Source organism: Pseudomonas grandcourensis (genome assembly GCF_039909015.1).
Taxonomy (GTDB): domain Bacteria; phylum Pseudomonadota; class Gammaproteobacteria; order Pseudomonadales; family Pseudomonadaceae; genus Aquipseudomonas; species Aquipseudomonas grandcourensis.
The window spans coordinates 4,793,772-4,817,574 of record NZ_CP150919.1; the positions used below are offsets into that span (position 1 = coordinate 4,793,772).

Here is a 23,803-nt window from a genome sequence, read left to right on the forward strand (position 1 = left end):
TTCAATGCGCTCTCTTACCCTTCACCTGAAACTGCTGATCGCCATCCTGGTGGTGCTGGGCATTTCAGTTACGGCCTATCAGATCTTCGTGCTGGGCATCCCGGTGACCGAAGACGCCACCGACGACCTGTGGAACATCGACGCCAAGGTCGAGTTCGTCGCCAGTGCCAAGGACCCGGTCAAGATCCAGATGTTCGTGCCACCGCTGAGCCGCGACTTCGTCAGCCTCAACGAGAGCTTCATCTCCAATAACTACGGCGTGGCCGTGAACCGGGTCGACGGCAACCGCAAGGTCACCTGGTCGGCACGCCGGGCCAAAGGCAACCAGACGCTGTATTACCGCCTGGTGCTGACCAAGCGTTATTCCGGCGAGAAGGCCAAGATCAAAGGCCCGACCTTTCGCGACAGCATGACCATCGAGGGCCCGGAAAAAATCGCCGCCGAAGCTCTGCTCGCACCGATTCGCCAACACTCGGCCGACGTCGAGACCTTCGTCGGCGAAGCCATCAAGCGGGTCAACAACCTCAACGACGACAACGTGAAACTGCTGCTGGCCGGTGATCCTACCGCGGCGCACAAGGCGAAAATCGTCGAGTTGCTGCTGTCCATCGCCCATGTGCCGATCGAGAAGGTCCACACCATCCGCCTGGTGGCCGACCAGCCGCAAGTGCCGGAACTGTGGCTGCGCAGCTTCAATGGCACCGACTGGATGTACTTCAACCCGGAAACCGGTGAACAGGGCCTGCCGACCGACCGCCTGCTGTGGTGGACCGGCGACGAAAACCTGATCACCGTCGATGGCGGCAAGAAAGCCAACGTGACCTTCAGCCTGAACAACAGCGAAATGAACGCTATTCGCCTGGCCAAGCTGACCGACGAAAACACCGACGCCAACTTCCTCGAGTACTCGCTGTACGGCCTGCCGCTGCAAACCCAGCAGACCTTCATGATCATGGTGATGATCCCGATCGGCGTGCTGGTGATCCTGATCCTGCGCAACCTGATCGGCATCCAGACCCTGGGCACCTTCACCCCGGTGCTGATCGCCCTGGCCTTCCGCGAAACCCAGCTCGGCTTCGGCATCATGCTGTTCACCATCATCACGGCGCTGGGCCTGTCGCTGCGCTCCTACCTTGAACACCTGAAACTGCAAATGCTGCCGAGGCTGTCGGTGGTGCTGACGTTCGTGGTGGTGCTGATTGCAGCGATCAGCCTGTTCAGCCATAAACTCGGCCTGGAACGCGGCTTGTCGGTGGCGCTGTTCCCGATGGTGATCCTGACCATGACCATCGAACGCCTGTCGATCACCTGGGAAGAGCGCGGCGGTGGCCATGCCATGAAAGTGGCCATCGGTACGCTGTTCGCCGCGTCCCTGGCGCACCTGATCATGACCGTGCCGGAACTGGTGTACTTCGTGTTCACTTTCCCGGCGATCCTGCTGATCCTGGTGGGCTTCATGCTGGCCATGGGTCGTTATCGCGGTTACCGCCTGACCGAACTGGTGCGCTTCAAGGCCTTCCTGAAAAAGGCTGACGCCTGATGTTCGGCTTCTGGAAGACCTGGAAGGCCCTGGAAGCCCGGGGCATCATGGGGATCAATCGGCGCAACGCAGACTACGTGCTCAAGTACAACAAGCGCAGCCTGTACCCGATCGTCGATGACAAGATCATCACCAAGGAACGCGCCATCGCCGCCGGCATCCATGTGCCCGAGCTGTATGGCGTGATCTCCACCGAGAAGGAAATCGACAATCTCGAAGAGATCATCGGCGGGCGCAGCGACTTCGTGATCAAACCGGCCCAGGGCGCTGGCGGTGATGGCATCCTGGTCATTGCCGACCGCTTTGAAGGGCGTTATCGCACGGTGTCCGGCCGGATCATCAGCCATGAAGAAATCGAGCACCAGATTTCCAGCATCCTGACCGGCCTGTATTCCCTCGGCGGACACCGCGACCGGGCGCTGATCGAGTACCGCGTGATTCCGGACCAGATCTTCAAGAGCATCAGCTATGAAGGCGTGCCGGACATTCGCATCATTGTGTTGATGGGCTACCCGGTGATGGCCATGTTGCGCCTGCCGACGCGCCAGTCCAACGGCAAGGCCAACCTGCACCAGGGCGCCATCGGTGTCGGCGTGGACCTGGCCACCGGCCTGACCCTGCGCGGCACCTGGCTGAACAACATCATCAACAAACACCCGGACACCACGAACGCGGTGGATGGCGTGCAACTGCCCTACTGGGACGGTTTCATGAAACTCGCCGCCGGCTGTTATGAGTTGTGCGGCTTGGGCTACATCGGTGTCGACATGGTCCTGGACCAGGAAAAAGGCCCGCTGATTCTGGAGCTCAACGCCCGGCCGGGGCTGAATATCCAGATTGCCAACGATTGCGGCCTGACGTTGCGTACTCATGCGGTCGAGGCGCGCCTGGAAGACCTCAAGGCTCGTGGCGTGACTGAATCGGTCGAAGAGCGCGTTGCGTTTGTGCAGGAGATGTTTGGGCATATTCCTGCGGTCGAGGGCTGATTCCTGTGGCGAGGGGGCTTGCCCCCGTTGGGGTGCGTAGCAGCCCTCTGGTTTATCAGATAGACCGAGTCAGCCGGGCTTGCGACGGCTGCGCCGCCGAACGGGGGCAAGCCCCCTCGCCACAAAAATCTCACTCGCCGTATCCAATCTGCCAATCCCCGACATCCCCTCTAGGAGCAACTCCCCGAGGGGACTACAATCGCCACCCCGCCTCGATGGCTGACTTCCCCCGCCCATGTTGACCTGCTCCGTACACTCGCTGCCCTATCGCGCCAACCCCGCCGAATATTTCGCGGCGATTCGCCATGCTCCCGGTGCCGTGCTGCTCGACAGTGGCCGCCCCAGCGCCGACCGCGGTCGCTATGACCTGCTCAGCGCCTGGCCATTGGAACAACTGACGGTATCGCCCGACGAAAGTGGCGACGCTTTCCTGCAACGCCTGCGCGATAACCTGACACGCCTGGGTGAAGCCACTCTGCCAGCACCGTATGAATTGCCGTTTGCCGGTGGATTGATCGGCTACCTGAGTTACGACTTCGGCCGACATCTGGAGCGCCTGCCGAGCCAGGCCCGTGACGACCTGCATCTGCCCGACGCGCGTTTCGGTTTGTACGGCTGGGCATTGATCAGCGATCACCTTTCACTGACCAGTCAATTGGTGTTCCACCCGACCCTGCCCGACATCGAGCGTCAGCGCCTGATCGAGCTGTTCAGCCAGCCTGCAGCGGAAGTGGTCGCGCCCTTCAAGCTGCTCACCCCGATGACCGCCGACTTGAGCGCCGATGAGTATCAACAGGCCATCGAGCGCATCCAGCAGTACATTCAGGCCGGTGACTGTTACCAGGTCAATTTCGCCCAACGGTTTCGCGCACCCTGCCAGGGTGATTCGTGGGCCGCTTACTGCGCGCTGCGCGCTGCGTGCCCGACGCCTTTTTCCGGTTTCCAGAGCTTGCCTGATGGCGATGCCGTACTCAGCCTGTCGCCGGAACGCTTCGTCAAAGTCAGCCAGGGCCATGTGGAAACCCGCCCGATCAAGGGCACCCGCCCGCGGGGCCTGACGCCGGAGCAAGACGCCGCGAACGCCGCCGAATTGCTGGCCAGCCCGAAGGACCGCGCGGAAAACCTGATGATTGTCGACCTGCTGCGCAATGACCTCGGTCGCACCTGCCGCACCGGTTCAGTACGGGTCCCGGAATTGTTCAGCCTGGAAAGTTATCCGAACGTGCACCACCTGGTGAGCAGCGTCACCGGTGAACTGGCGAATGAGCGCGACGCCCTGGACCTGATCGCCGGCAGCTTCCCCGGCGGCTCGATTACCGGCGCGCCAAAGATTCGCGCCATGCAGATCATCGACGAACTGGAGCCGACCCGACGCGGACTGTATTGCGGTTCGTTGTTGTATCTCGATGTGCGCGGCGAGATGGACAGCTCCATCGCCATCCGCAGTTTGCTGGTCAAGGACGGGCAGGTGTGTTGCTGGGGCGGTGGCGGGATTGTCGCGGACTCGGAGTGGCAGGCTGAGTATCAGGAATCGATCACCAAGGTGAAGGTGCTGCTCGATACTTTGCAAAGTCTGTAACGCAGTACTTTTGTGGCGAGGGGGCTTGCCCCCGTTGGGTCGCGAAGCGACCCCAATACCTAAGACCGCGCATCCCCAGATAGAACACGTGTACCGGTTGGCGACTGCTGCGCAGCCGAACGGGGGCAAGCCCCCTCGCCACAGGGGATCGAGTTACAGGCTCAACGTCCGATTCGAAGCCTTGATGAACTCCTGCTTCAACGCCTCAAACGTATGCACCGCCGGGAACTGCGGGAACTGCGCAATCACGTTGTCCGGTGCATGGAACAGAATCCCCGCATCGGCTTCGCCCAGCATCGTGGTGTCGTTGTAGGAATCCCCCGCCGCAATCACCCGGTAGTAGAGGCTCTTGAAGGCCAGAACCGACTGACGTTTTGGATCTTTCTGACGCAGTTGATAGTCAGTGACTCGCCCGCTGTCGTCAGTAATCAGGCGATGGCAGAGCAAGGTCGGGAAGCCCAGTTGGCGCATCAGCGGCTGGGAAAATTCATAGAAGGTGTCCGACAGGATCACCACCTGGAAACGCTCGCGCAGCCAGTCGACGAACTCGATGGCGCCGCCCAGCGGCTTGAGCGTGGCGATCACTTCCTGAATGTCGGAGAGCTTCAGGCCGTGCTCGTCGAGAATCCGCAGGCGCTGCTTCATCAGCACGTCGTAGTCGGGAATGTCCCGGGTGGTGGCCCTGAGGGATTCGATCCCGGTTTTTTCGGCGAAGGCGATCCAGATTTCCGGGACCAATACACCTTCAAGATCCAGACAGGCAATTTCCACAAGACACTCCCATTTGTATTGATTATTGAGTCGAGCGAGCAAAAAGACTGCCGAACTCTAGCGACTCGGGCCTGCCTGCGCAACGCAGAGGATGCCCCGGCCCATGCAGCTTTTTGTTACCATCGACCCCATATAGAGCGCCCAGCGCCACCGACCTGTAGGAAGCCGCCCTGATGAGCCCAACGTTCGACGTCGTGGAACTCGCCACGACTTATGCCAACAAGTCCGCACAGGACATTCTGAAACTCGCTTTTGCCGAGTTCGGCGATGACCTGTGGATATCTTTCAGCGGCGCCGAAGACGTGGTGCTGGTGGACATGGCCTGGAAGCTGAACAAGAACGTCAAGGTGTTCAGCCTCGACACCGGCCGCTTGCATCCCGAGACCTACCGCTTCATCGATCAGGTGCGCGAGCACTACAAGATCGACATCGAACTGGTGTCGCCGGACTACACGAAACTTGAACCGTTCGTGAAGGAAAAAGGCCTGTTCAGCTTCTACAAGGACGGCCATGGCGAATGCTGCGGCATCCGCAAGATCGAGCCGCTACGCCGCAAGCTCTCTGGCGTGAAGGCCTGGGCCACCGGCCAGCGTCGGGACCAGAGCCCCGGTACCCGCAGCGCCGTCGCGGTGATGGAAATCGACACCGCGTTCTCCACCCCGGAACGCACCCTGTACAAGTTCAACCCGCTGGCACAAATGACCAGCGAAGAGATCTGGGGCTACATCCGCATGCTGGAACTGCCGTACAACAGCCTGCACGAACGCGGTTTCATCAGCATCGGCTGCGAACCCTGCACCCGCCCGGTACTTCCGAACCAGCATGAGCGTGAAGGCCGCTGGTGGTGGGAAGAAGCGACGCAGAAGGAATGCGGGCTGCATGCGGGGAATATCATCAGCAAGGGGTAGGAGCGAGCTTGCTCGCGATGGTCGTCAACGAAAACGCTGTAAACCTGATTCCCCTGCGACGCTCTCGAGTTTTTCGCGAGCAAGCTCGCTCCTACAGAGTCAATGTGCCACAACACACAATGTGTACACACGAATGTCACCATCGGTGCCATTTGTGTGTGCACTTTTAGTTTCAGCGCCCCAAAAAGTTACATCTCCTTTCCCATCACCTCGCTTTCACCCCCCGCTCAAAAATAAATACCTGTTCAATCGGTCAATTTATATTTTCTATTTTTCAGTCAGTTATCCGTTATCGATAACAAAACGAAATGAGTACTGATTTTTATAGAATCGCGACTGGCATGGATCTGGCTTAAGTGTATACATGTTTTGTATACAATAAAATCAAAACATACACACACTTTAGATCCGCAAGCCTGAAGCGCCCTATCCCGTACAGGCTGCAGATGCCCCGTAACCAATGATATTCGCCACCCGCGACGAAGATTTGTCGAGCCAACGCTCAAGCACAGTCATCGCGGCGTCGAGCATCAGGAGCCTGCCGGAATGCGTACTAGTCTCTCCAATAACAACATCGCGCTGGATCTACCCTCCTCCCAATCCACCCACACCGCCGACAATCAGGCGCATCACGCCCCCGTGGTGCTCAGCCCCCGATTGCACAACAAGGACCTGGCACCGACCAAGTCCGAAGGCCGGCGCTGGGGTCGCTACAGCATCTTTGCCCTGTGGACCAACGACGTGCACAACATTGCCAACTACTCGTTTGCCATCGGCCTGTATGCCCTTGGCCTGGGCGGCTGGCAGATCCTGCTGTCCCTGGGGATCGGCGCGGCGCTGGTTTACTTCTTCATGAACCTGTCTGGCTACATGGGCCAGAAAACCGGGGTACCGTTTCCGGTCATCAGCCGGATCAGTTTCGGCATTCACGGTGCGCAGATTCCTGCGTTGATCCGCGCCGTTATCGCCATCGCCTGGTTCGGTATTCAGACGTACCTTGCGTCCGTGGTCTTTCGCGTGTTGTTGATGGCGGTCCATCCCGGGTTCGCCGACTACGACCACGACTCGATCCTCGGCCTGTCGACCTTGGGCTGGGTGTGTTTCGTCGCGATCTGGTTCGTGCAACTGGCGATCCTTGCTTATGGCATGGAGATGGTGCGGCGCTACGAGGCATTTGCCGGTCCGGTGATTCTGCTGACCGTCGCCGCCCTTGCCGCGTGGATGTACACCCAGGCCGATGCGACGATTGCCTGGTCGATCCGCGAGCCCCTGACTGGCGGTGAGATGTGGCGCAACATCTTTGCCGGTGGCGCACTGTGGCTGGCGATCTACGGCACTTTGATCCTCAACTTCTGCGACTTCGCCCGCTCTTCGCCGTGCCGCAAAACCATCAAGGTCGGAAATTTCTGGGGCTTGCCGGTGAATATCCTGGTGTTCGCCAGCATCACGGTCCTGCTGTGCGGCGCTCAATTCCAGATCAATGGCCGGATCATCGAAAGCCCGACCGAAATTATCGCCTCGATCCCCAACACCTTCTTCCTGGTGCTTGGCTGCCTGGCGTTCCTGATCGTCACCGTGGCGGTGAACATCATGGCCAACTTCGTCGCCCCGGCGTTTGTACTCAGCAACCTGGCGCCCAAGTACCTGACTTTCCGCCGCGCCGGGCTGATCAGCGCGACCATCGCCGTGCTGATCCTGCCGTGGAACCTCTACAACAGTCCGCTGGTGATCGTGTATTTCCTGTCCGGCCTCGGCGCCCTGCTCGGCCCGTTGTACGGGGTGATCATGGTCGACTACTGGCTGGTGCGAAAAGGCCAGGTCAACGTGCCGCAGCTGTACAGCGAAGACCCGAACGGCGCGTATTACTACAGCCGCGGGGTCAATTTGCGCGCCGTGGCGGCATTCATTCCCGCCGCCCTGATCGCCATCGTCCTGGCCTTGGTGCCGGGGTTCCACAGCGTATCGCCGTTCTCCTGGCTGATTGGTGCCGGCATCGCCGGGATGCTCTACCTGATCATCGCCAAGCGCCAACCGCTCTACGCCGATGTCAGCGGCGAAGCCATCGCGGTCGACAACGTCAGCCACTGATCCTGTCGCGGCCCGGCGTTTTCGGGCCGCAGAACCAACTGCAATAAGGACTCCCCATGCGCATTCTCGTGGTCAACGTCAACACCACCGAATCCATCACCCAGGCCATCGCCCGCTCGGCGCAGGCCGTCGCATCGCCCGGCACGGAAATCGTCGGCCTCACCCCGCACTTCGGCGCCGATTCCATCGAAGGCAATTTCGAAAGTTACCTGGCGGCCATCGCGGTCATGGACCGGGTGATGTCCTACGACCAGCCGTTCGACGCCGTGATCCAGGCCGGCTACGGCGAACACGGCCGTGAAGGCCTGCAGGAACTGCTCAATGTGCCGGTGGTGGATATCACCGACGCCGCCGCCAGCACGGCGATGTTTCTTGGTCACGCCTATTCCGTGGTCACCACCCTCGACCGCACCGTGCCGCTGATCGAAGATCGCCTCAAGCTCTCCGGCCTCTGGGACCGTTGCGCCTCGGTACGGGCCAGTGGTTTGGCAGTGCTGGAACTGGAGCACGAACCGCAGCGCGCACTGGAAGCCATCGTGCATCAGGCCGAACTGGCGGTGACCCAGGACAAGGCCGAAGTGATTTGCCTGGGCTGCGGCGGCATGGCCGGGCTGGACGAGCAGATTCGCCGGCGAACCGGGGTACCGGTGGTGGATGGGGTGACGGCGGCGGTGACCATTGCCGAGTCCCTGGTGCGGTTGGGGTTGTCGACGTCGAAGGTGCGGACTTATGCGACGCCGCGGCCGAAAAACATCATTGGCTGGCCGGCGCGGTTTGCCCGGTAGACCGCGTCATCGTTCATCGCGAGCAGGCTCGCTCCCACAGGGATTTGTGAACGTCGCAGATCCAGTGTGGGAGCGAGCCTGCTCGCGATGGCCGCACCCCGGTTTCAAGACTTGCTCAAACCGCACTGAACCGCTGCCCCAACCCCCGCTCGACAAACTGTTCAATGACGAATTCGACAAACGCCCGGGTCTTGCCGGGCAGCAGTTTGTGTTCGGCGTAATAGATCGAGGTGTAGCCGTCGTCGATGTACCAGTCCGGTAGCACCCGCTGCAGCCTGCCCGACTCCAGATAACTCGAGGCAAACGGCATGCTCACCAGCGCAATGCCCAGACCCTGCGCGGCCGTGGCGCAGGCGGCCTCGGAATCGCTCATGGTCATCCGCGCCTTGAGCGTCAACGGGCTGTGATGCTGATTACGATGGGTCAACTGCCAGGAGCGCACCCGACCGGTCTGCGGCGAGCGGATCAGAATCCCGTCATGGTGCTTGAGGTCTTCCGGCTCGCTGATCGCCGCATGTGTCTCCAGGTAGTCCTGCGTAGCCACCAACACCCGATGCGCCGGGCTCAGCCGGCGTGCCACCACGCCCTGGGGCAATTCGAAGCCGCCGCCGATTGCCGCGTCGAACCCCTGCCCGATCAGATCGACCTGGCGATTGTCGAAGTGCCAGTCCGGGTTGATCGCCGGGAATCGTCGCAGAAACTCGCCGAGCATCGGCACAATGTACAGGCAGCCGAATACCGTCCCCATGCTGACTTTCAAAGTGCCTGCCGGCTGCCCTCCGGCGCTGGCGAGATTGGCCACGGCATTCTGGATCGTGTGCAGGCTGCCGCTGACTTCGCCGAGAAACAACTGACCGGCTGGGGATGCGGACAAAAACTTGGACTGGTTATGCCGCGAAGCCCAGGCTTTCACGATACTCAATGGGACTGAGCGCGCCGAGGGAAATCTTGATTCGTTTTTCGTTGTACCAGCGAATGTATGAATCCAAGGCCTGAATGAACTGCTCGATGCTCGTTGACTGCCAGTTGCGAGGATAGAACAGCTCCGTTTTCAGTCGGCCGAAGAAACCTTCACAAGCCGCGTTGTCAGGTGAGCAGCCTTTGCGCGACATCGAACGAATCAGCTTCGCATCAGCGATGCGCGATAGCCAGCCGGGCCAGCGGTAGTGAGCGCCACGATCGGAGTGAACAACAGGCCGTTTATCGTTGCTGGCCACCGTTTCGACAGCGGCATCCAGCATCGTGTTCACAAGCTCGCCGTCGGGACGCGTGCCGATCGACCAACTGATTACCTTCCCATCGAAGCAGTCGATCATGGGGGACAGGTACACCTTGCCGGCTGGGATCTGGAACTCCGAGATGTCGGTCAGCCATTTCTCATTCGGAGCTAGGGCCGTGAAGTCGCGGTTGAGGAGGTTTTCCGGCGCCGGACTGATCTCCCCGAGGTAGGAACCGTATCGACGCCGTTTCGGCTTGGCGACGACTAGGCACTCCTGCTTCATCAAGCGCTGCACCACCTTCTCTGAAAGGCGCACACGCTGCCTGCTCAACGAAGCTCGCATCCGACGGTAGCCATAGCAACGATGATTGCGCTCGAATATGTCCGCCATGGCACGACGCGCTTCGGTGTACTTTTCCGCGACCTGCATTCGGGCTCGATGATAGAAATAGGAGCTTCGGGCCAAGCCCAACGCGTCAAGCAGCTCTAGCAAGGAGTACCTCTGCCTTAGGGCATCAGCCAGCAATGTCTTCTCCCGATTGGTCAGGACTTGCCGGTTGATGCCCGTCTCTTTTTTTATGAGTTCATTCGCCCTCATCAACAGGTCATGTTCAAGCTGCAAACGGCGAACATCGAGCTGGAGAGATTCGAGTTGCCGCTGCAACTCCTCTCGTTCCGGTGACGATGAGGGTTCAAGCCGACACTTCATGGATGGGGATACCTCTGGGCCGAGTAGCTGGTTTTTCCAGTTGTACAAGGTCGGCCTGCACACGCCCAGCTTTTGAGCCAGGGCTTTCGCACTTTCTTTTCGCGTGCACAGCGCGATGACCGCTGCCTGCTTCACCGCTGGCGGCCGGGCTAACCCGTCTGAACGACCGACAATACGCGTATGCAACTCGGGGTGCATTTCGTAAATCCAGGCACGCAACGAATCCCGCGCGGGGTAGCCCAACGCCTTGATGGTAGCGGCGATGTTGCGACCGTATTCGAGATAGTGCCCGACAGCCTTTTCCCTTTGGGCCAGTGAGTACTTCGACTTCGAGTTCTCGTAGCCACGCGGCAGGTCGAGGCATCGCTCATACTCTGCGTGCCAGCTCTTCAAAGAGTTCTTCGTCGGGTAGCCCAACTGACGAATAGTTGCCCCGGTTCGCTTGCCCAGTTTGATGTAGAGCTTGACCGCTCGGATACGGTCTTCGTATGAGTACATGAACTACCTCCAGGTAGTCCAAGATTTCCGCCGCATCCCCGCTTCCGTCAGGGTCAGGCTGCGAGTGCTGCGCTGGAACAATCTGACACCCAGGCGCGCTTCGAGCTTGGCAACGCTCTTGCCCACCGCCGCAGGTGTCAGGCTCAAGCGCCGCGCCGCTTCAGCAAAGCTGCCGACCTCGGCACTGCGCACAAAGCATTCGATACTGCTGAAGGTTTCCATAGGCGCAACTATAAACTTTTGGTTTACACAGACTATCGTAATTATGGTCTACACAGCAGGTAATCCGGAATCGATACTAGGCTCCATCAACCGGGACATCTCGCCTCGGGACTTGGAGATCGATATGACTACTCAGAACCTCAGCGGCAAAGTGGCATTGATTCAAGGTGGTTCCCGCGGTATCGGCGCCGCCATCGTCAAGCGCCTGGCCGCTGAAGGCGCGACCGTTGCCTTCACCTATGTAAGCTCCACGGCCAAGGCCGAAGAATTGCAAGACAGCATCACTGCCAAGGGCGGCAAGGCCCTGGCGATCAAGGCCGACAGCGCTGACGCCGAAGCGATTCGTGGCGCAGTGTCCGCTACGGTAGACGCGTTCGGTCGCCTGGACATCCTGGTCAACAACGCGGGCGTACTGGCCGTCGCACCGCTGGCCGACTTCAAACTCGAAGACTTCGACCAGACACTGGCCATCAACGTGCGCAGCGTATTCATCGCCACCCAGGCCGCCGCCAGACACATGACCGAAGGCGGTCGCATCATCAACATCGGCAGCACCAACGCCGACCGCATGCCCTTCGCCGGTGGCGGCCCGTACGCCATGAGCAAGTCGGCACTGGTCGGCCTGACCAAAGGCCTGGCCCGCGATCTCGGCCCGCAAGGCATCACCATCAATAACGTGCAACCGGGCCCGGTCGACACCGACATGAACCCGGCACACGGTGACTTTGCGGAAAGCCTGATCCCGTTGATGGCCGTAGGCCGTTACGGCAAGGCCGAAGAAATCGCCAGCTTCGTCGCCTACCTCGTCAGTCCTGAAGCGGGCTACATTACCGGGGCTAGCCTGACCATCGACGGTGGTTTCGGCGCCTGATGCTTGTCAGCCAACTGCAATAACTGTGGGAGCGAGCCTGCTCGCGAAGAGGGGGTATCAGACACGTTGATGTTGTCTGAAACACCGATTTCGCGAACAGGCTCGCTCCCACATTTGCCAGTGTCGACCCGTCTTTTAAGCTAGGCCCATTCCAGCGCCGGCAATCCAAATGCGCCCGGCTCGAACGCCTTCAACGTACGAAGAATGCCATCGGCATGTGCGTACTTTGCATCTGCCATTGCCGCATCCGGAATCGCAATCGCCGTCATCCCCGCCGCTTTCGCCGCAGTGACACCGAAAGGCGAATCCTCGAACACCAGGCAATCTTCGGGTGCAACACCCAAGCGCCGCGCCGCCGTCAGGAAAATATCCGGTGCCGGTTTGGCCGCGCCCACTTCGGGGTCATCGGCGGTGACGATGAAGTCGAACAAGGCGAACCAGTCGCGGTGCAAGGTGGTTTTCTGGCCGAACGACTGGCTCGAAGAACTGGTGCCCACGGCAATGGGAATGTTGTTGGCCTTCAGATGCCGTACCAGTTCCTGTGCGCCGGGCATTGCCTGCGCTGTAGGAAAACGCTCGCGCATCAGCGGCTCGCGGATCACCAGAAATTCTTGCGCCGTAATTGGCAAGTCCAACGCTTCAACCACGTAGCGCGCCAGATCTCCCGCGCCCCGGCCAATGATGTTCTGTTTGATGCTCCAGTCGAACGTCCGGCCGTAACGCGCAGCAATGATGGACGTGACTTCGGTGTAAATGCCCTCTGTATCCAGCAACAAGCCGTCCATATCGAAAATCACGGCCTTGATCGGGCCGAATGCTTTCAGTGGTGCATTCATCGCATCTGATCCGTTTTCTAAGGCATCCGGGGCAGCTCAGGTACGGCCGATGCCCTATGGATTAAAGGATTCAGCAGCATAGCGAGCGCCGCCGGTTCAGGGCAATGATCAAATCCCGTTCTACGCCGAATGGCCCTCCCTGATTAAGCGAATCGCCCTACAGCAAGCGCCACCTTTCCCGACTTCTTTCCTTGCCGATCCCCCGCAGAGTTTCGCGTTCCACACTCCGCCAAGCGAAAGACAGCAGATGTTCGATCCCCAAGAGGTATTGGCATGCCCCGCCAGCGGTCCCCTGACACTTCGCTCCGGCAAGCCTGAACGCCACGAGGACGCCTCCAGACGGGCGAAAAACCCCAATGGCGACAGCGCCGACACCGTCGAGCGAACCGCCACCCACAACGGCGCGGTGTCGATGGTTACCGGCGAAGGACTGCTGCCCCTCACCGACGGAACCCTCGACGGGATCCTGCCCTTCGACTTCACCCGCCTCTACCGCACCAGTGCCGTCGAAATCGACAGCGGCCTCGGATTTGGCTGGAGCCATTCGCTGTCCCAGCACCTGGAACTCCACGGCGAGCAAGTGCTGTGGATCGACCCCGAAAACCGCCGCACACCCTTTCCCCGACCGACGGCGGAGCGCCCGGTGATCCACAACTGCCTGTCGCGAGCGGTGATTTACCTCGGTGAGAAGCCGGACGAACTGATCCTTTCCCTGGCCAGCGACCGCGCACGGCTCTACCACTTTCATGACGGCCGGCTCAGCGCGATCAGCGACACCTACGGCAACCGCCTGACGGTGCAGCGAGACCGCTGTGACCGGATCCAGCGCCTGGACAACGGCGCCGACCGCGCCTTATTACTGCGTTACGACTTCAAGCATCTGGTGGCCGTCGACTATCAGGTGCTTCAGCGCGGCGACCCCGAGGTGAACACCTGGCGCACCGAACAGACACTGGTCAGCTACCGCTACGACGCTCGCCAGCGCTTGATCGAGGCAACCAACGCCGCAGGTGAAAGCGAACGCTACGACTACGACGAGCAACACGTCATCCTGCAACGGCAACTGGCCGGCGGCGCGAGTTTCTTCTGGGCGTGGGAACGCTCCGGCAAGGCAGCCCGCTGCATCCATCATTGGGCCTCGTTTACGCGGATGGAGGCGCGTTACGCCTGGGACGATCAAGGCTGCGTGACAGTGAACTACGCCGACGGCAGCGAAGAGGTTTACGTTAATGACAACCGCGCACGGTTGGTGCGTCGGGTCGGGCCCGACGGCGGTGAGCTGCACAAGGCCTACGACGATCAGGGCCGCCTGATCGCCGAACAGGACGCACTCGGCGCCGTCACCGAATACCAGTATGACGAAGCCGGCCGGTTGGTCGCGCAGCTTGCGCCCGATGAGGCACCCATATCCTGCGAGTATCGCCACGGCTTCCTGCGCTCCCTCACCCGTGGCCAGGCGACGTGGACCTGTCAGCGCAATACCCAGGGCGACGTCACTGCCGTCTCCGATCCCGAAGGGCAGATCACCCGCTATTTCTACGACCCGCAGGGGTGCTTGCTGACGATCCGCTTCCCTGACCAAAGCGGCCACCGGTTTGTCTGGAACGCCCTGGGGCAACTGTTGGAGGAAACCTTGCCGGACGGTGCCCATCGCACTTTTTCCTATGATGTGCTGGGCCGGCGGATTACCCGGCAGGACGAACACGGTGCCGTCACCGGCTATGAGTGGGACTCAGTGGGTCGACTGACTCGAAGCACGCTGCCCACCGGTGCCTGCCGTGCCTATCGCTACAACGCCTACGGCCAGGTTACCGCCGAAACCGACGAACTGGGACGGGTAACCCGTTACGAATACGCCGACGACCTGCACCTGGTCAGCCGCCGGATCAACCCCGACGCCAGTGCACTGAAGTACGGCTATGACCATGCGCAACTGTTGCTCACCGAGATCGAAAACGAGGTCGGCGACGCCTATCGGCTGGACTACACGCCGGGCGGATTGATCCGACAGGAAACCGGCTTCGATGGCCGTCGTACCGCGTATGCGTATGACGGTAATGGCCAGTTGCTGGAGAAAACCGAGTTTGGCGACGACGGTTCGCAACTCGTCACACAGTACCAACGTGACAGCGCCGGGCGCTTATTGCTCAAGACCCTGCCCGACGGAGTCAAGGTCGAGTACCACTACGACAACTTCGGGCGACTGGTCCGCGTCGATGACGGTCAGGACCATCCGCTGGCGTTCGAATACGACCGCCAAGGCCGGCTGATCGTCGAGCATCAGGGCTGGGGCACCCTGCGTTACGGCTACGATGCCTGCGGTCGGCTCAAGCGGCTGCGCCTGCCGGACGGCTGTGTACTTGTCTACCACCACGCCAAGGGGGGCGCCCTCACTGCCATCGATCTCAATGGTACGCGCCTGACCAGCCACCGTTTTGTCGGCGGGCGCGAACAGCAACGTCAACAGGGCCTGCTGCTCAGCGATTACGCCTACGACGAGCAAGGTCGTTTGCTGGTCCATGCCGTCAGCCAAAAACAACGACCGCTGTACCGCCGTGAATATGCCTACAGCGCCAAGGGAAATCTGCTGCAGATTGCCGACAGCCGTCAGGGCCAACGATGCTATCAATACGATGCGCTCGACCGCCTGACCGGCGTACGCCACACCCGCGACCAGTTCGCGGAGAACTTCACCCATGACCCGGCCGGCAACCTGCTGATCCACGGCCGTCCGGGTCCGCTCGTGCTCCAGGGCAACCGTCTGCGCCGCCATTGCAACAGCCATTACGACTACGACGCCTTCGGCAACCTGATCCGCGAACGCCGTGGTATCCCGCCCCAGGTCACCCAATACACCTACGACAGCCAGCACCGCCTGATCAGCGTCAGCCCCCCGGACGGTAAAAGTGTCAGCTACCGCTACGACGCCTTCGGACGGCGCATCCGTAAAACCGTCGACGACCAGACCACGCAATTCTTCTGGCAAGGCGACCAGCTCATCGCCGAAAGCGCTCCCGAGCACTACCGCAGCTACGTTTACGAACCCGGCAGCTATCGCCCGCTGGCGCTGCTCGACGGCAAAGGCCGGCCAGACGCCTGCCCGTGCTACTACCAACTCGACCACCTCGGCACCCCACAGGAACTGACCAGCTACGGTGGCGCCATCGTTTGGTCGGCCAAATACACCGCCCACGGCAAACTTCGTGAAGTGAGCCAGGGCGATGGCGATGGCGAACGACTCGAACAACCGCTACGGTTTCAGGGGCAATACTTCGACGCCGAAAGCGGCCTGCATTACAACCGCCATCGCTACTACCATCCCGACATCGGTCGTTATCTGACGCAGGATCCGGTCAAGCTGGCCGGTGGGTTGAACCCGTATCGGCACACCCGGAACCCGACGGGGTGGGTGAGTCCTCTGGGGTTGAGCGAGAACTGCCCACTGGCGAACATGGCAGGAGGCTCGGCGCGAGATGGGCTGGGTGAAGCAAAGGTTGATGAGGGTGAGCCCAACGTGCTCTCTCCAAAATCTCCAAAACAATACTTACATCGCGCAGACTCAGGCCCAGACATGTCGAGGACCGGACGATGGACACGTTCGATCAGCTAGATAACCGGTCAATCCGCCAGCACGATTCGATCAATCTTCGTCCTCTTCCTCATCTTCAAACTCGATATTCCCCACATCGCCCGCATCATCAGCATCGTTAAGCGGCACCGTCGCATCATCCATCAGCGATCCCGGATCTTCATTGCCAGGATCGTTGATGGATGGCAGTCCGCTCGGGCCCTTTTCTTCCTTGCCTTCGCTTTTCACAGTCATGGGATGCCTCGCTCAACTAGTGATGCTTATTGTGGTGCTTGTTCGAGTGTTTATGACCGTTGCCGGAATGGGAATGACCGCTGTCACTCCCCAGATCATTGCCGACCGCACCGCCGGCTGCACCGCCCAGGCCTGCACCGATGGCCGATCCGGTCGAACCGCCAAGACTGTTGCCGACCACCGATCCACCCGCGGCACCCAAACCACCGCCTACCGCCGCCTCGGTGCGACTGTGCTTGGGCGCGGCAATGGCACTACCGGCCGCTCCGCCGACACCTGCACCGATGGCTGCGCCCGTACTGCCGCCCACCTGGCCACCGACAACGTTGCCCAACACCCCACCAAGACCACCGCCTACCGCGGCATCTCCATTACCTCCCGCCAGCGCCGCCTGAGAGACCAGCAATCCAAAAACAATCGCAGGCACCATCAACAGTCGAGCATTCAGGCTTCCGTTTTTTTTGCCGTTGGTTTTCCGGTTCATGGCACGCCTCGCATTCTTCCAGGGTATGGAAGATTTGAGCTGCTGCGGCGCGAAACGTTCATAAATGAAAAAGCCCGGCATCAAGCCGGGCTCTTTTCACATCCGAATCAGGATCAGTGACGCTTGTGACCATTGGCCAGGTTGCTGCCTACGCCGCCACCCAATGCGCCGCCCAGGCCTGCACCGATGGTGGCACCGGACTTGCCGCCGAGGCTATTGCCGATCACCGAACCACCGGCTGCACCGACACCGCCACCGATAGCAGCGCTGGTGCGATGACCTTTTTTGGCGGCAACTGCGCTGCCCGCCGCGCCTGCGACGCCTGCGCCAATCGCGGCGCCAGTGCTGCCGCCCATCTTCTGGCCGACCACATTACCCAATGCGCCGCCCAGGCCACCGCCCAACGCGGCCGTGCCGTCACCAGCCATTGCACCTTGAGCAACCAGAAGCCCCAGAACCAGAGCGGGCAGTGTTAAACGCATGACAAAAACCTCAAAAAATAGGGGTATACAAAAATGGGGGCAAGATTGAATGCTTTTGCGCGGAAAAAGTCCAGCACGCCGGTCCAACTTTGCGATTGGCGACGATTGGACAGCATTTACCGAAAAGGTTTTATCGCGGACAAAAAAAAGCCCGCTGGGGAAACGGGCCAGGTGTTGCTTTCTAACGGATGAGTCGAGATTACGGAGGGGGCCGTGAAAAGTTTGTGAAAGATCGCCCCCTTAAAAAACTTGTAACAAAATCTTTTCAGGCATAAAAAAACCCATTAAATGACGGGGTTTTCCTGACTTCGTTTACTTCCTGACCGGTGCTGTCACCTTGGGTAAGAATTTACCCTTCAATACCCGGCACGCCCTGGTCTTGATCTTGTCGACCTCAGTCTGGTCCTCGCCGAAACTGGCCACATACTGGGTCTGGCCACAGCGCACGGAGTTGTTGATCGGAAATTCTGCGCCATCGTCCTCGATATACGGATCAGCCATCTCTTCACCCCTTTCAAAAAGCGCGACCGACACCGGCAAGCCCTTTGCCTGAAAGAATATCGATCGCCAAGGTTTTTCAGACTAGCCGGTCACTAACGGACCTGCCGTTCTGATTTCCTCGTGACCGACGAATGGCTTCTCACCTTTCACCTCAATTTGACCGCCGTCCCGGTCACAAACACCACGACCATCCCGCCCTTGCCGGCCGGCATGCTGATCTCATAATCAAGCCCGACTACCGCGTCCGCCTGAAGCGCCTGTGCCCGTTCCTTGATCTCATCGGTGGCCTGAATGCGTGCTTCCTTCAACGCTCGCTCCAGTGTCTGGGAGCGCCCGCCGAAAAAGTCGCGCATCCCGGCAAACACGTCGCGGACAACGTTGATCCCTTGCACCGACTCGGCGCTGACAATATCCAGGTAGGCGGTAATTTGCCGACCTTCGACGGAGTGGGTTGTGGTGATGATCATGGGTGTTCCTTCCTGTTCAGAAATTCAGCCAACGCATCAAACGCCGGCAAAGTGACGGGATCATTGGCCGAGTTGCTGGCCACCGGATGGGATGCGTAGCGGACGATGACCATTTCGGCCTTCGGGTCGACATAGATGCGCTGCCCATGAACCCCACGCGCCATGAACGCCCCGCCCTCCTTGTCCGTCACCCACCACATCGACCGGTAACTCCAGTCTTTGAGCAATGTGTACCCCGCCTTGGCGAAAGCCTGCCTATCACCGCCGCCACGGATATCGTCGATCACTGCCTCTGGCACGATCTGCTGGCCGTTGAACCGACCGCCGTTACGCAACATCTCGCCAAAACGCGCCAGATCCCGCAACCCCGTATTCAAGCCACCACCGGCGAACGGCGTGCCGATGGAGTCCACGGTGAAATAGGCGTCCTGTTCGGCACCCAACCGGCTCCAGATGTTCTCCGACAGCAGTTGCGCAACATTGCGGCCGGTGGCGCGGGCAATGACCCAGCCCAACACATCGGTGTTGACGGTTTTGTAGGCGAACGCTTTGCCGTGCTCGCCTTGCGGTTGCACTGTCTGCAAAAACTCGTAGTAACTGCGAGGGCCTTCATAACCCTTGGGCTTGGGCAACGGGTTGCCTGCCCTGGCATGGGCCCAGACCTCGGCGTTCGGGTCTGCGTAGTCTTCGCTGTATTTGAGGCCCGTGGTCATGTCGAGCACCTGCCGCACCGTGGCGCTGCCAAACGCAGAATCCGTCAGCTCAGGTACATACTCGGCAACCCGCTTGTCAGCATCGATGCGCCCCTGCGCCACCAACATGGCACCCAGCGTTCCGACCACGGACTTGGTCACTGACATCGCCGCGTGCTGACCGTCCGGCTTCAACACGCCGAAGTAACGTTCGTAGACAACTTTCCCGCGGTGCATCACCACAATGCCATCGGTGTACGTGGCCGCGAGGGATTGCTCCCAGGTCATAGGCGCCTTGGCGCCAAGGGGGACGAAACTGATCCCGTCGATCTCTTTGCGCAGCACTGTCTCCAGTGGAACCGGAGCACCCAGGCCGCGCGAAACGTTGATCGTCGGCATCAGTTGCCGGAAATTCGAAACACTCCAGCGCATTGCCGGGAACTGGAAATAGCTGCCGTCTTCAAATCGCACGGTGCGATCGGCAGGGGGTGGAGAACCGACCATCCACCCGAGTCTGGCCGGGTCACTGGCTTCAGCGTCGGGAAAAGTTGCAGGGGCGGATGCGAGGGCCAGTGATGACTTGGCAACAAACGACACAGCCGCGATGAGCCTGGCTGCGCCGCGAAAACTGGCACGAGGATGGGGCATGATGTCGATTCCGTTCGAAGAGTTTGCGCAGTCTAACAGCCGGGCCTGCCAGGTCACTGCCAGTGCGGTAGACGCCTCTTGTTTCTTACTTGCCGAAAATCAAACGCCTAAAACACAAAACCCCCGGTTTCTTTCGAAACCAGGGGTTTTGTTTACATCGAATGTGGCGGTGAAGGAGAGATTCGAACTCTCGATACAGTTTCCTGTATACACACTTTCCAGGCGTGCTCCTTAAGCCACTCGGACACTTCACCGTATCTCTTCAAACAAGTTCTGTCTGTCGAGGCGCGCTAATGTAGTCGAAAGCTTTTCCGATGGCAAATATTTTTTCAGAATTTTCATGCGGTTAACGCGATTCAGCGTTTCTGGTCGTTCCGGGCCATGGCAAACCGGCCAATCTCCGGCTTCGTGCCCTCTTCTATATAGAGGGGAATACGCGGCAGGCACGGCGGGCTACGCCTGGCGGGCGGGCAGAGGGTGACTGGCGAGTCAGTCACGGCGCTTTACCTGGCTTGCGGCGGTGGGTAACGTCTGCCCAACTTTATTGAAAGGAATAGCGTCATGAGTGAGTTGATTTCCTACCATCTCGAAGACGGTATCGCGACCCTGACCTTGAGCAATGGCAAGGTCAACGCCATCTCCCCAGATGTGATTGCCGAGTTCAACGCTGCGCTGGATCGGGCCGTGACTGATCGTGCGGTGGTGATCATTACCGGCCAGCCGGGCATTCTCTCTGGTGGCTATGACCTGAAGGTGATGACGGCCGGTCCTAGAGAAGCCGTGGCACTGGTGACCGCCGGCTCGACCCTGGCCCGCCGCCTGCTATCGCACCCCTTCCCGGTGATCGTTGCGTGCCCGGGGCATGCGGTGGCCAAAGGCGCGTTCCTGCTGTTGTCGGCCGACTATCGCATCGGCGTAGACGGCGCGTTCAGCATTGGCCTGAACGAAGTGCAGATCGGCATGACCATGCACCACGCGGGTATCGAGATCGCCCGTGACCGCCTGAACAAAGTGGCGTTGCAGCGTTCGGTGGTCAACGGCGAGATGTTCAATCCACAAGGTGCCGTGGCTGCCGGCTTCCTTGATGTGGTGGTCTCGCCTGAAGAACTGCAAGGCGCGGCACTGGCCGCGGCTCGTCAGTTGAAGAAGATCAACATGACCGCGCACAAGAACACCAAACTGAAAGTGCGCAAAGCGTTGCTGGAGGCCCTGGACAACGCGATCATCCAGGATCAGGAGCATTTGGGCTAAGCCCGGATCTGCTGATCGAGTAGGAGGCGGGGTTGCCCCCGCCGTCCTCTCACACCACCGTACATACGGTTCCGTATACGGCGGTTCCTGCCTACTGATAAACAACGTCAGCGAGCTTGGTTCCGTTGATGTGTCGCCTGCGGTATCTAAGCGCCCAGACCGGCCCTCGGAGCTTCCGGCTCCTACCTCCTGATGGTCTCGACCCCCGCTACGCGGAGTTTCTGCTTTACGCTCCAGCAGAGATCACACCCGACTATCCACTCATGGCAGGTTCAGCCCTTCATTACTCCGGTTTCGAGCAACTACTACGGCCTCTGCTGACTTCTGTCGCCCATCCCGTCATCTCGCGACGCCGGTAGCACATGGCAGGCTAAACAGATCTCCCAGGGTAATTCGCGCGACCTTCCTGCTTATGCCTGTCGGATCTACGTCACAGCGTTCCGTGCAAGTATTGGGCTTTGAAGATATTGGCCTTCTTACCCCGCTGCACCGCCTAATCCGCTTCCTGTTCGTCAGGCCAGCATTTTGCCTCGGGCTTCCTTCAGATTCGCAGTCACCCGCGACACCCTTGCCTCTGGCTAACACTTCCCCTTGCCGGGTGTGTAGAGGACTTTCACCTCCAAGTCACCAGCGTGGCCACCACAGCCAAACTGGTTGCGCTTGCGCGCAACGCGCCATGCCTGGCGCACCAACAAAAAACCGGGCCGCAAGGGCCCGGTTCTGTTTTCTCCGGCCTGTATGTGACAACCCGGCGCTCTCTGCCTATCCTGCAAAGCAGTCTTCCTCCCCTCACAACACTCCCATTCATGGATCGAAAATGGTGACGCCAGCGGATGACCCCAACAGTGCCTTCAACGAGCAAGGTAGCCGCGCGAAGCTGTCCAGGCCATTTCCCATCGACCTGCGAGGGCTGATTCTTTTCTTCGTCCTGCTCTCGGTCCTGGCGACGCTGTGCAACAGCCTCTACGTCGCTTACCGGGTGCAGCGTCAGTCCCTGATCCATTCGACGCTCGAGGCCAATGCCGCCTACGCCGCCAAGGTCGCTTCCAGCATCGGTGAGTTCCTGAACTCGGCCCACAGTCGCCTGGACTACAGCGCCAATACGCTTGGCCAGCACTGGAACGACCCCGAAGTGCTGCGCGAAGAAGCCATTCGCCTGCAGGCCCAGGATTCCGACTTCAACTCCATCGCCATTGTCGATGCCGATGGCAAGGTGCTCCAGGCGTACCCGGATACCTTGCAGATCGTCGGCACCAACCTGTCCTCGGAGGGCATCGAGCAGGTACTCAAGGAGCGTCGCCCGTCGGTCAGCGCGGCTTACGTTTCCACGGCGGGCAATCTGGTGGTGTTCATTTCACAACCGGTCTTCAACCCGTCGGGGAAGTTCCTCGGTGTCGTCGGCGGCTCCGTCTACCTGCTCAAGCAAAGCGCATTTCATACGGTCATCAGCCGTCACTTTCATCATGAAGGCACCTTTGCCTTCGTCGCCGACGGCAATCGGCGGCTGCTGTATCACCCGGACCCGAAGCGGATCGGCGAGGTCCTGGGCTGGAGCCTGTCGGTGGATGCGGCCTTGCGCGGCGAAAGTGGCTCCCTGGAAGGCCCGAACTACAAAGGCATCCCCATGCTGGCCGGTTTTGCCCAGGTGCCGGACGCCAACTGGGCGGTCGTGGTGCAACAACCCAGGGAGCGCAGCCTCGCCCCGCTGGGGCAACTCATGCGCAATATGGTGCTGGGCATGATTCCCGCCGGCCTGTTGGGGCTGGGCCTGATTTTGCTGGGTACGTCATTGATCGCCCGCCCGTTGCGTCAGTTGTCGGCGGCCGCCAACCAGTTGGCCGCACCGCAAACGACCGAACAACTGCAGCAAGTCCATGCCTGGTACCGCGATGCGTCGACCATTCGCCAGGCCATGCTGACCGGCGTGCAGCTGCTCCAGCAAAAGCTCGGCCAACTCAGCCATGAAGCGCAAAGCGATCCCCTGACCGGCCTGGCCAATCGAAGGGCCATGGGCAGCGTCCTGGATCTGCTGGCAAAAACCGGCCGGGCCTATTCGGTGCTGGCACTGGATATCGATCACTTCAAAAGGGTCAACGACACTTTCGGACATGACGCCGGTGATGTGGCACTCAAGGAGGTCGCCGATATCCTCAAACAGAACTCACGGGCCGGCGACCTCGCCTGCCGCTCCGGTGGTGAAGAGTTTGCGCTGATCCTTCCGGATACGCCGCAGGAGATCGCCCGGACCATTGCCGAACGGATACGCGAGCACATCGCGCAGGCCGAGGTGCCGCAGGTTGGAAAGCTCACCATGTCCATCGGCGTGGCTTGCCAGGGCACGGACACCCTGACACCCGAAAGCGTACTGAAACGGGCCGATGAGCGTCTCTACCTGGCCAAGCAGAGCGGGCGCAACCGGGTGATGGCGTAGACGTCGCGGCGG

At 60.2% G+C, this 23,803-nt stretch carries 19 protein-coding genes, 1 tRNA gene and 2 pseudogenes; 10 read left to right on the forward strand and 12 right to left on the reverse strand.

Going from position 1 to position 23,803, the window contains the following annotated elements; all coding sequences use genetic code 11:
• The first annotated feature begins 4 nt into the window (after positions 1-4).
• From AABM52_RS21420 to pabB, 3 genes are all read left to right on the forward strand, one after another.
• Entirely contained in the window at positions 5-1,540 is a 1,536-nt protein-coding gene (locus tag AABM52_RS21420) for an inactive transglutaminase family protein (protein ID WP_347907775.1), read from the forward strand.
• Positions 1,540-2,526, forward strand: coding sequence for an alpha-L-glutamate ligase-like protein (locus AABM52_RS21425; RefSeq protein WP_046042910.1), 987 nt, complete (start codon positions 1,540-1,542; stop codon positions 2,524-2,526). The genes AABM52_RS21420 and AABM52_RS21425 overlap by 1 nt, the downstream gene beginning before the upstream one ends.
• A 235-nt stretch (positions 2,527-2,761) precedes the next feature.
• Positions 2,762-4,105, forward strand: a complete 1,344-nt coding sequence (gene pabB, locus AABM52_RS21430) for an aminodeoxychorismate synthase component I (protein ID WP_347907777.1) — start codon at positions 2,762-2,764, stop codon at positions 4,103-4,105.
• Between the two features lie 153 nt (positions 4,106-4,258).
• On the opposite strand, the gene thrH is transcribed toward pabB, so the two are convergent.
• Positions 4,259-4,876: a bifunctional phosphoserine phosphatase/homoserine phosphotransferase ThrH gene (gene thrH, locus AABM52_RS21435; RefSeq protein WP_347907779.1), complete on the reverse strand. Its 618-nt coding sequence runs from the start codon at positions 4,874-4,876 to the stop codon at positions 4,259-4,261.
• 173 nt (positions 4,877-5,049) lie between these two features.
• Between thrH and AABM52_RS21440 the strand changes: the two genes are divergently transcribed.
• The 3 genes from AABM52_RS21440 to AABM52_RS21450 all read left to right on the forward strand — a co-directional run bounded on the left by AABM52_RS21440 (position 5,050) and on the right by AABM52_RS21450 (position 8,657).
• On the forward strand, positions 5,050-5,784 hold the full coding sequence (locus AABM52_RS21440; RefSeq protein ID WP_347907781.1) for a phosphoadenylyl-sulfate reductase: 735 nt from the start codon (positions 5,050-5,052) through the stop codon (positions 5,782-5,784).
• A gap of 546 nt (positions 5,785-6,330) precedes the next feature.
• Entirely contained in the window at positions 6,331-7,872 is a 1,542-nt protein-coding gene (locus AABM52_RS21445) for an NCS1 family nucleobase:cation symporter-1 (protein WP_347907782.1), read from the forward strand.
• Positions 7,873-7,928: 56 nt separating this feature from the next.
• Entirely contained in the window at positions 7,929-8,657 is a 729-nt protein-coding gene (locus AABM52_RS21450) for an aspartate/glutamate racemase family protein (RefSeq protein ID WP_008017624.1), read from the forward strand.
• A gap of 115 nt (positions 8,658-8,772) precedes the next feature.
• On the opposite strand, the pseudogene AABM52_RS21455 reads toward AABM52_RS21450, so the two are convergent.
• The 3 genes and pseudogenes from AABM52_RS21455 to AABM52_RS21465 all read right to left on the reverse strand — a co-directional run.
• Positions 8,773-9,540, reverse strand: a pseudogene (locus tag AABM52_RS21455) (substrate binding domain-containing protein); the annotation flags it as partial.
• Positions 9,541-9,544: 4 nt separating this feature from the next.
• Entirely contained in the window at positions 9,545-11,083 is a 1,539-nt protein-coding gene (locus AABM52_RS21460; RefSeq protein WP_347907057.1) for an IS3 family transposase, read from the reverse strand.
• 36 nt (positions 11,084-11,119) lie between these two features.
• Positions 11,120-11,305, reverse strand: a pseudogene (locus AABM52_RS21465) (LysR family transcriptional regulator); the annotation flags it as partial.
• A gap of 124 nt (positions 11,306-11,429) precedes the next feature.
• On the opposite strand from AABM52_RS21465, the gene AABM52_RS21470 reads away from it, so the two are divergent.
• On the forward strand, positions 11,430-12,176 hold the full coding sequence (locus AABM52_RS21470) for a 3-oxoacyl-ACP reductase family protein (protein WP_347907784.1): 747 nt from the start codon (positions 11,430-11,432) through the stop codon (positions 12,174-12,176).
• A gap of 140 nt (positions 12,177-12,316) precedes the next feature.
• Here the strand turns inward: AABM52_RS21470 and AABM52_RS21475 are convergent, their stop codons facing one another.
• A complete protein-coding gene (locus AABM52_RS21475) occupies positions 12,317-13,012 on the reverse strand; it encodes an HAD-IA family hydrolase (protein ID WP_223466072.1) in 696 nt (231 codons plus the stop codon).
• Between the two features lie 247 nt (positions 13,013-13,259).
• On the opposite strand from AABM52_RS21475, the gene AABM52_RS21480 reads away from it, so the two are divergent.
• Positions 13,260-16,622: an RHS repeat-associated core domain-containing protein gene (locus AABM52_RS21480; protein WP_347907785.1), complete on the forward strand. Its 3,363-nt coding sequence runs from the start codon at positions 13,260-13,262 to the stop codon at positions 16,620-16,622.
• 30 nt (positions 16,623-16,652) lie between these two features.
• On the opposite strand, the gene AABM52_RS21485 is transcribed toward AABM52_RS21480, so the two are convergent.
• The 7 genes from AABM52_RS21485 to AABM52_RS21515 all read right to left on the reverse strand — a co-directional run bounded on the left by AABM52_RS21485 (position 16,653) and on the right by AABM52_RS21515 (position 20,363).
• On the reverse strand, positions 16,653-16,835 hold the full coding sequence (locus AABM52_RS21485) for a hypothetical protein (RefSeq protein WP_347907787.1): 183 nt from the start codon (positions 16,833-16,835) through the stop codon (positions 16,653-16,655).
• 16 nt (positions 16,836-16,851) lie between these two features.
• On the reverse strand, positions 16,852-17,265 hold the full coding sequence (locus AABM52_RS21490) for a glycine zipper domain-containing protein (RefSeq protein WP_347912665.1): 414 nt from the start codon (positions 17,263-17,265) through the stop codon (positions 16,852-16,854).
• A gap of 167 nt (positions 17,266-17,432) precedes the next feature.
• Entirely contained in the window at positions 17,433-17,801 is a 369-nt protein-coding gene (locus AABM52_RS21495) for a hypothetical protein (protein ID WP_007988063.1), read from the reverse strand.
• Between the two features lie 312 nt (positions 17,802-18,113).
• The gene (locus AABM52_RS21500) at positions 18,114-18,302 is read right to left on the reverse strand and encodes a hypothetical protein (protein WP_032829518.1); all 189 of its coding nucleotides are present in this window, start codon (positions 18,300-18,302) and stop codon (positions 18,114-18,116) included.
• 146 nt (positions 18,303-18,448) lie between these two features.
• Entirely contained in the window at positions 18,449-18,769 is a 321-nt protein-coding gene (locus AABM52_RS21505) for a YbjQ family protein (RefSeq protein WP_347907790.1), read from the reverse strand.
• Positions 18,766-20,109, reverse strand: coding sequence for a serine hydrolase (locus AABM52_RS21510; RefSeq protein ID WP_347907791.1), 1,344 nt, complete (start codon positions 20,107-20,109; stop codon positions 18,766-18,768). The genes AABM52_RS21505 and AABM52_RS21510 overlap by 4 nt, the downstream gene beginning before the upstream one ends.
• Before the next feature lie 164 nt (positions 20,110-20,273).
• A tRNA-Ser gene (locus tag AABM52_RS21515) sits at positions 20,274-20,363 on the reverse strand.
• 307 nt (positions 20,364-20,670) lie between these two features.
• On the opposite strand from AABM52_RS21515, the gene AABM52_RS21520 reads away from it, so the two are divergent.
• Both AABM52_RS21520 and AABM52_RS21525 read left to right on the forward strand, forming a co-directional pair.
• A complete protein-coding gene (locus AABM52_RS21520; RefSeq protein WP_347907793.1) occupies positions 20,671-21,360 on the forward strand; it encodes a crotonase/enoyl-CoA hydratase family protein in 690 nt (229 codons plus the stop codon).
• Between the two features lie 817 nt (positions 21,361-22,177).
• On the forward strand, positions 22,178-23,791 hold the full coding sequence (locus AABM52_RS21525; protein WP_347907795.1) for a sensor domain-containing diguanylate cyclase: 1,614 nt from the start codon (positions 22,178-22,180) through the stop codon (positions 23,789-23,791).
• The last annotated feature ends 12 nt before the right edge of the window (positions 23,792-23,803 follow it).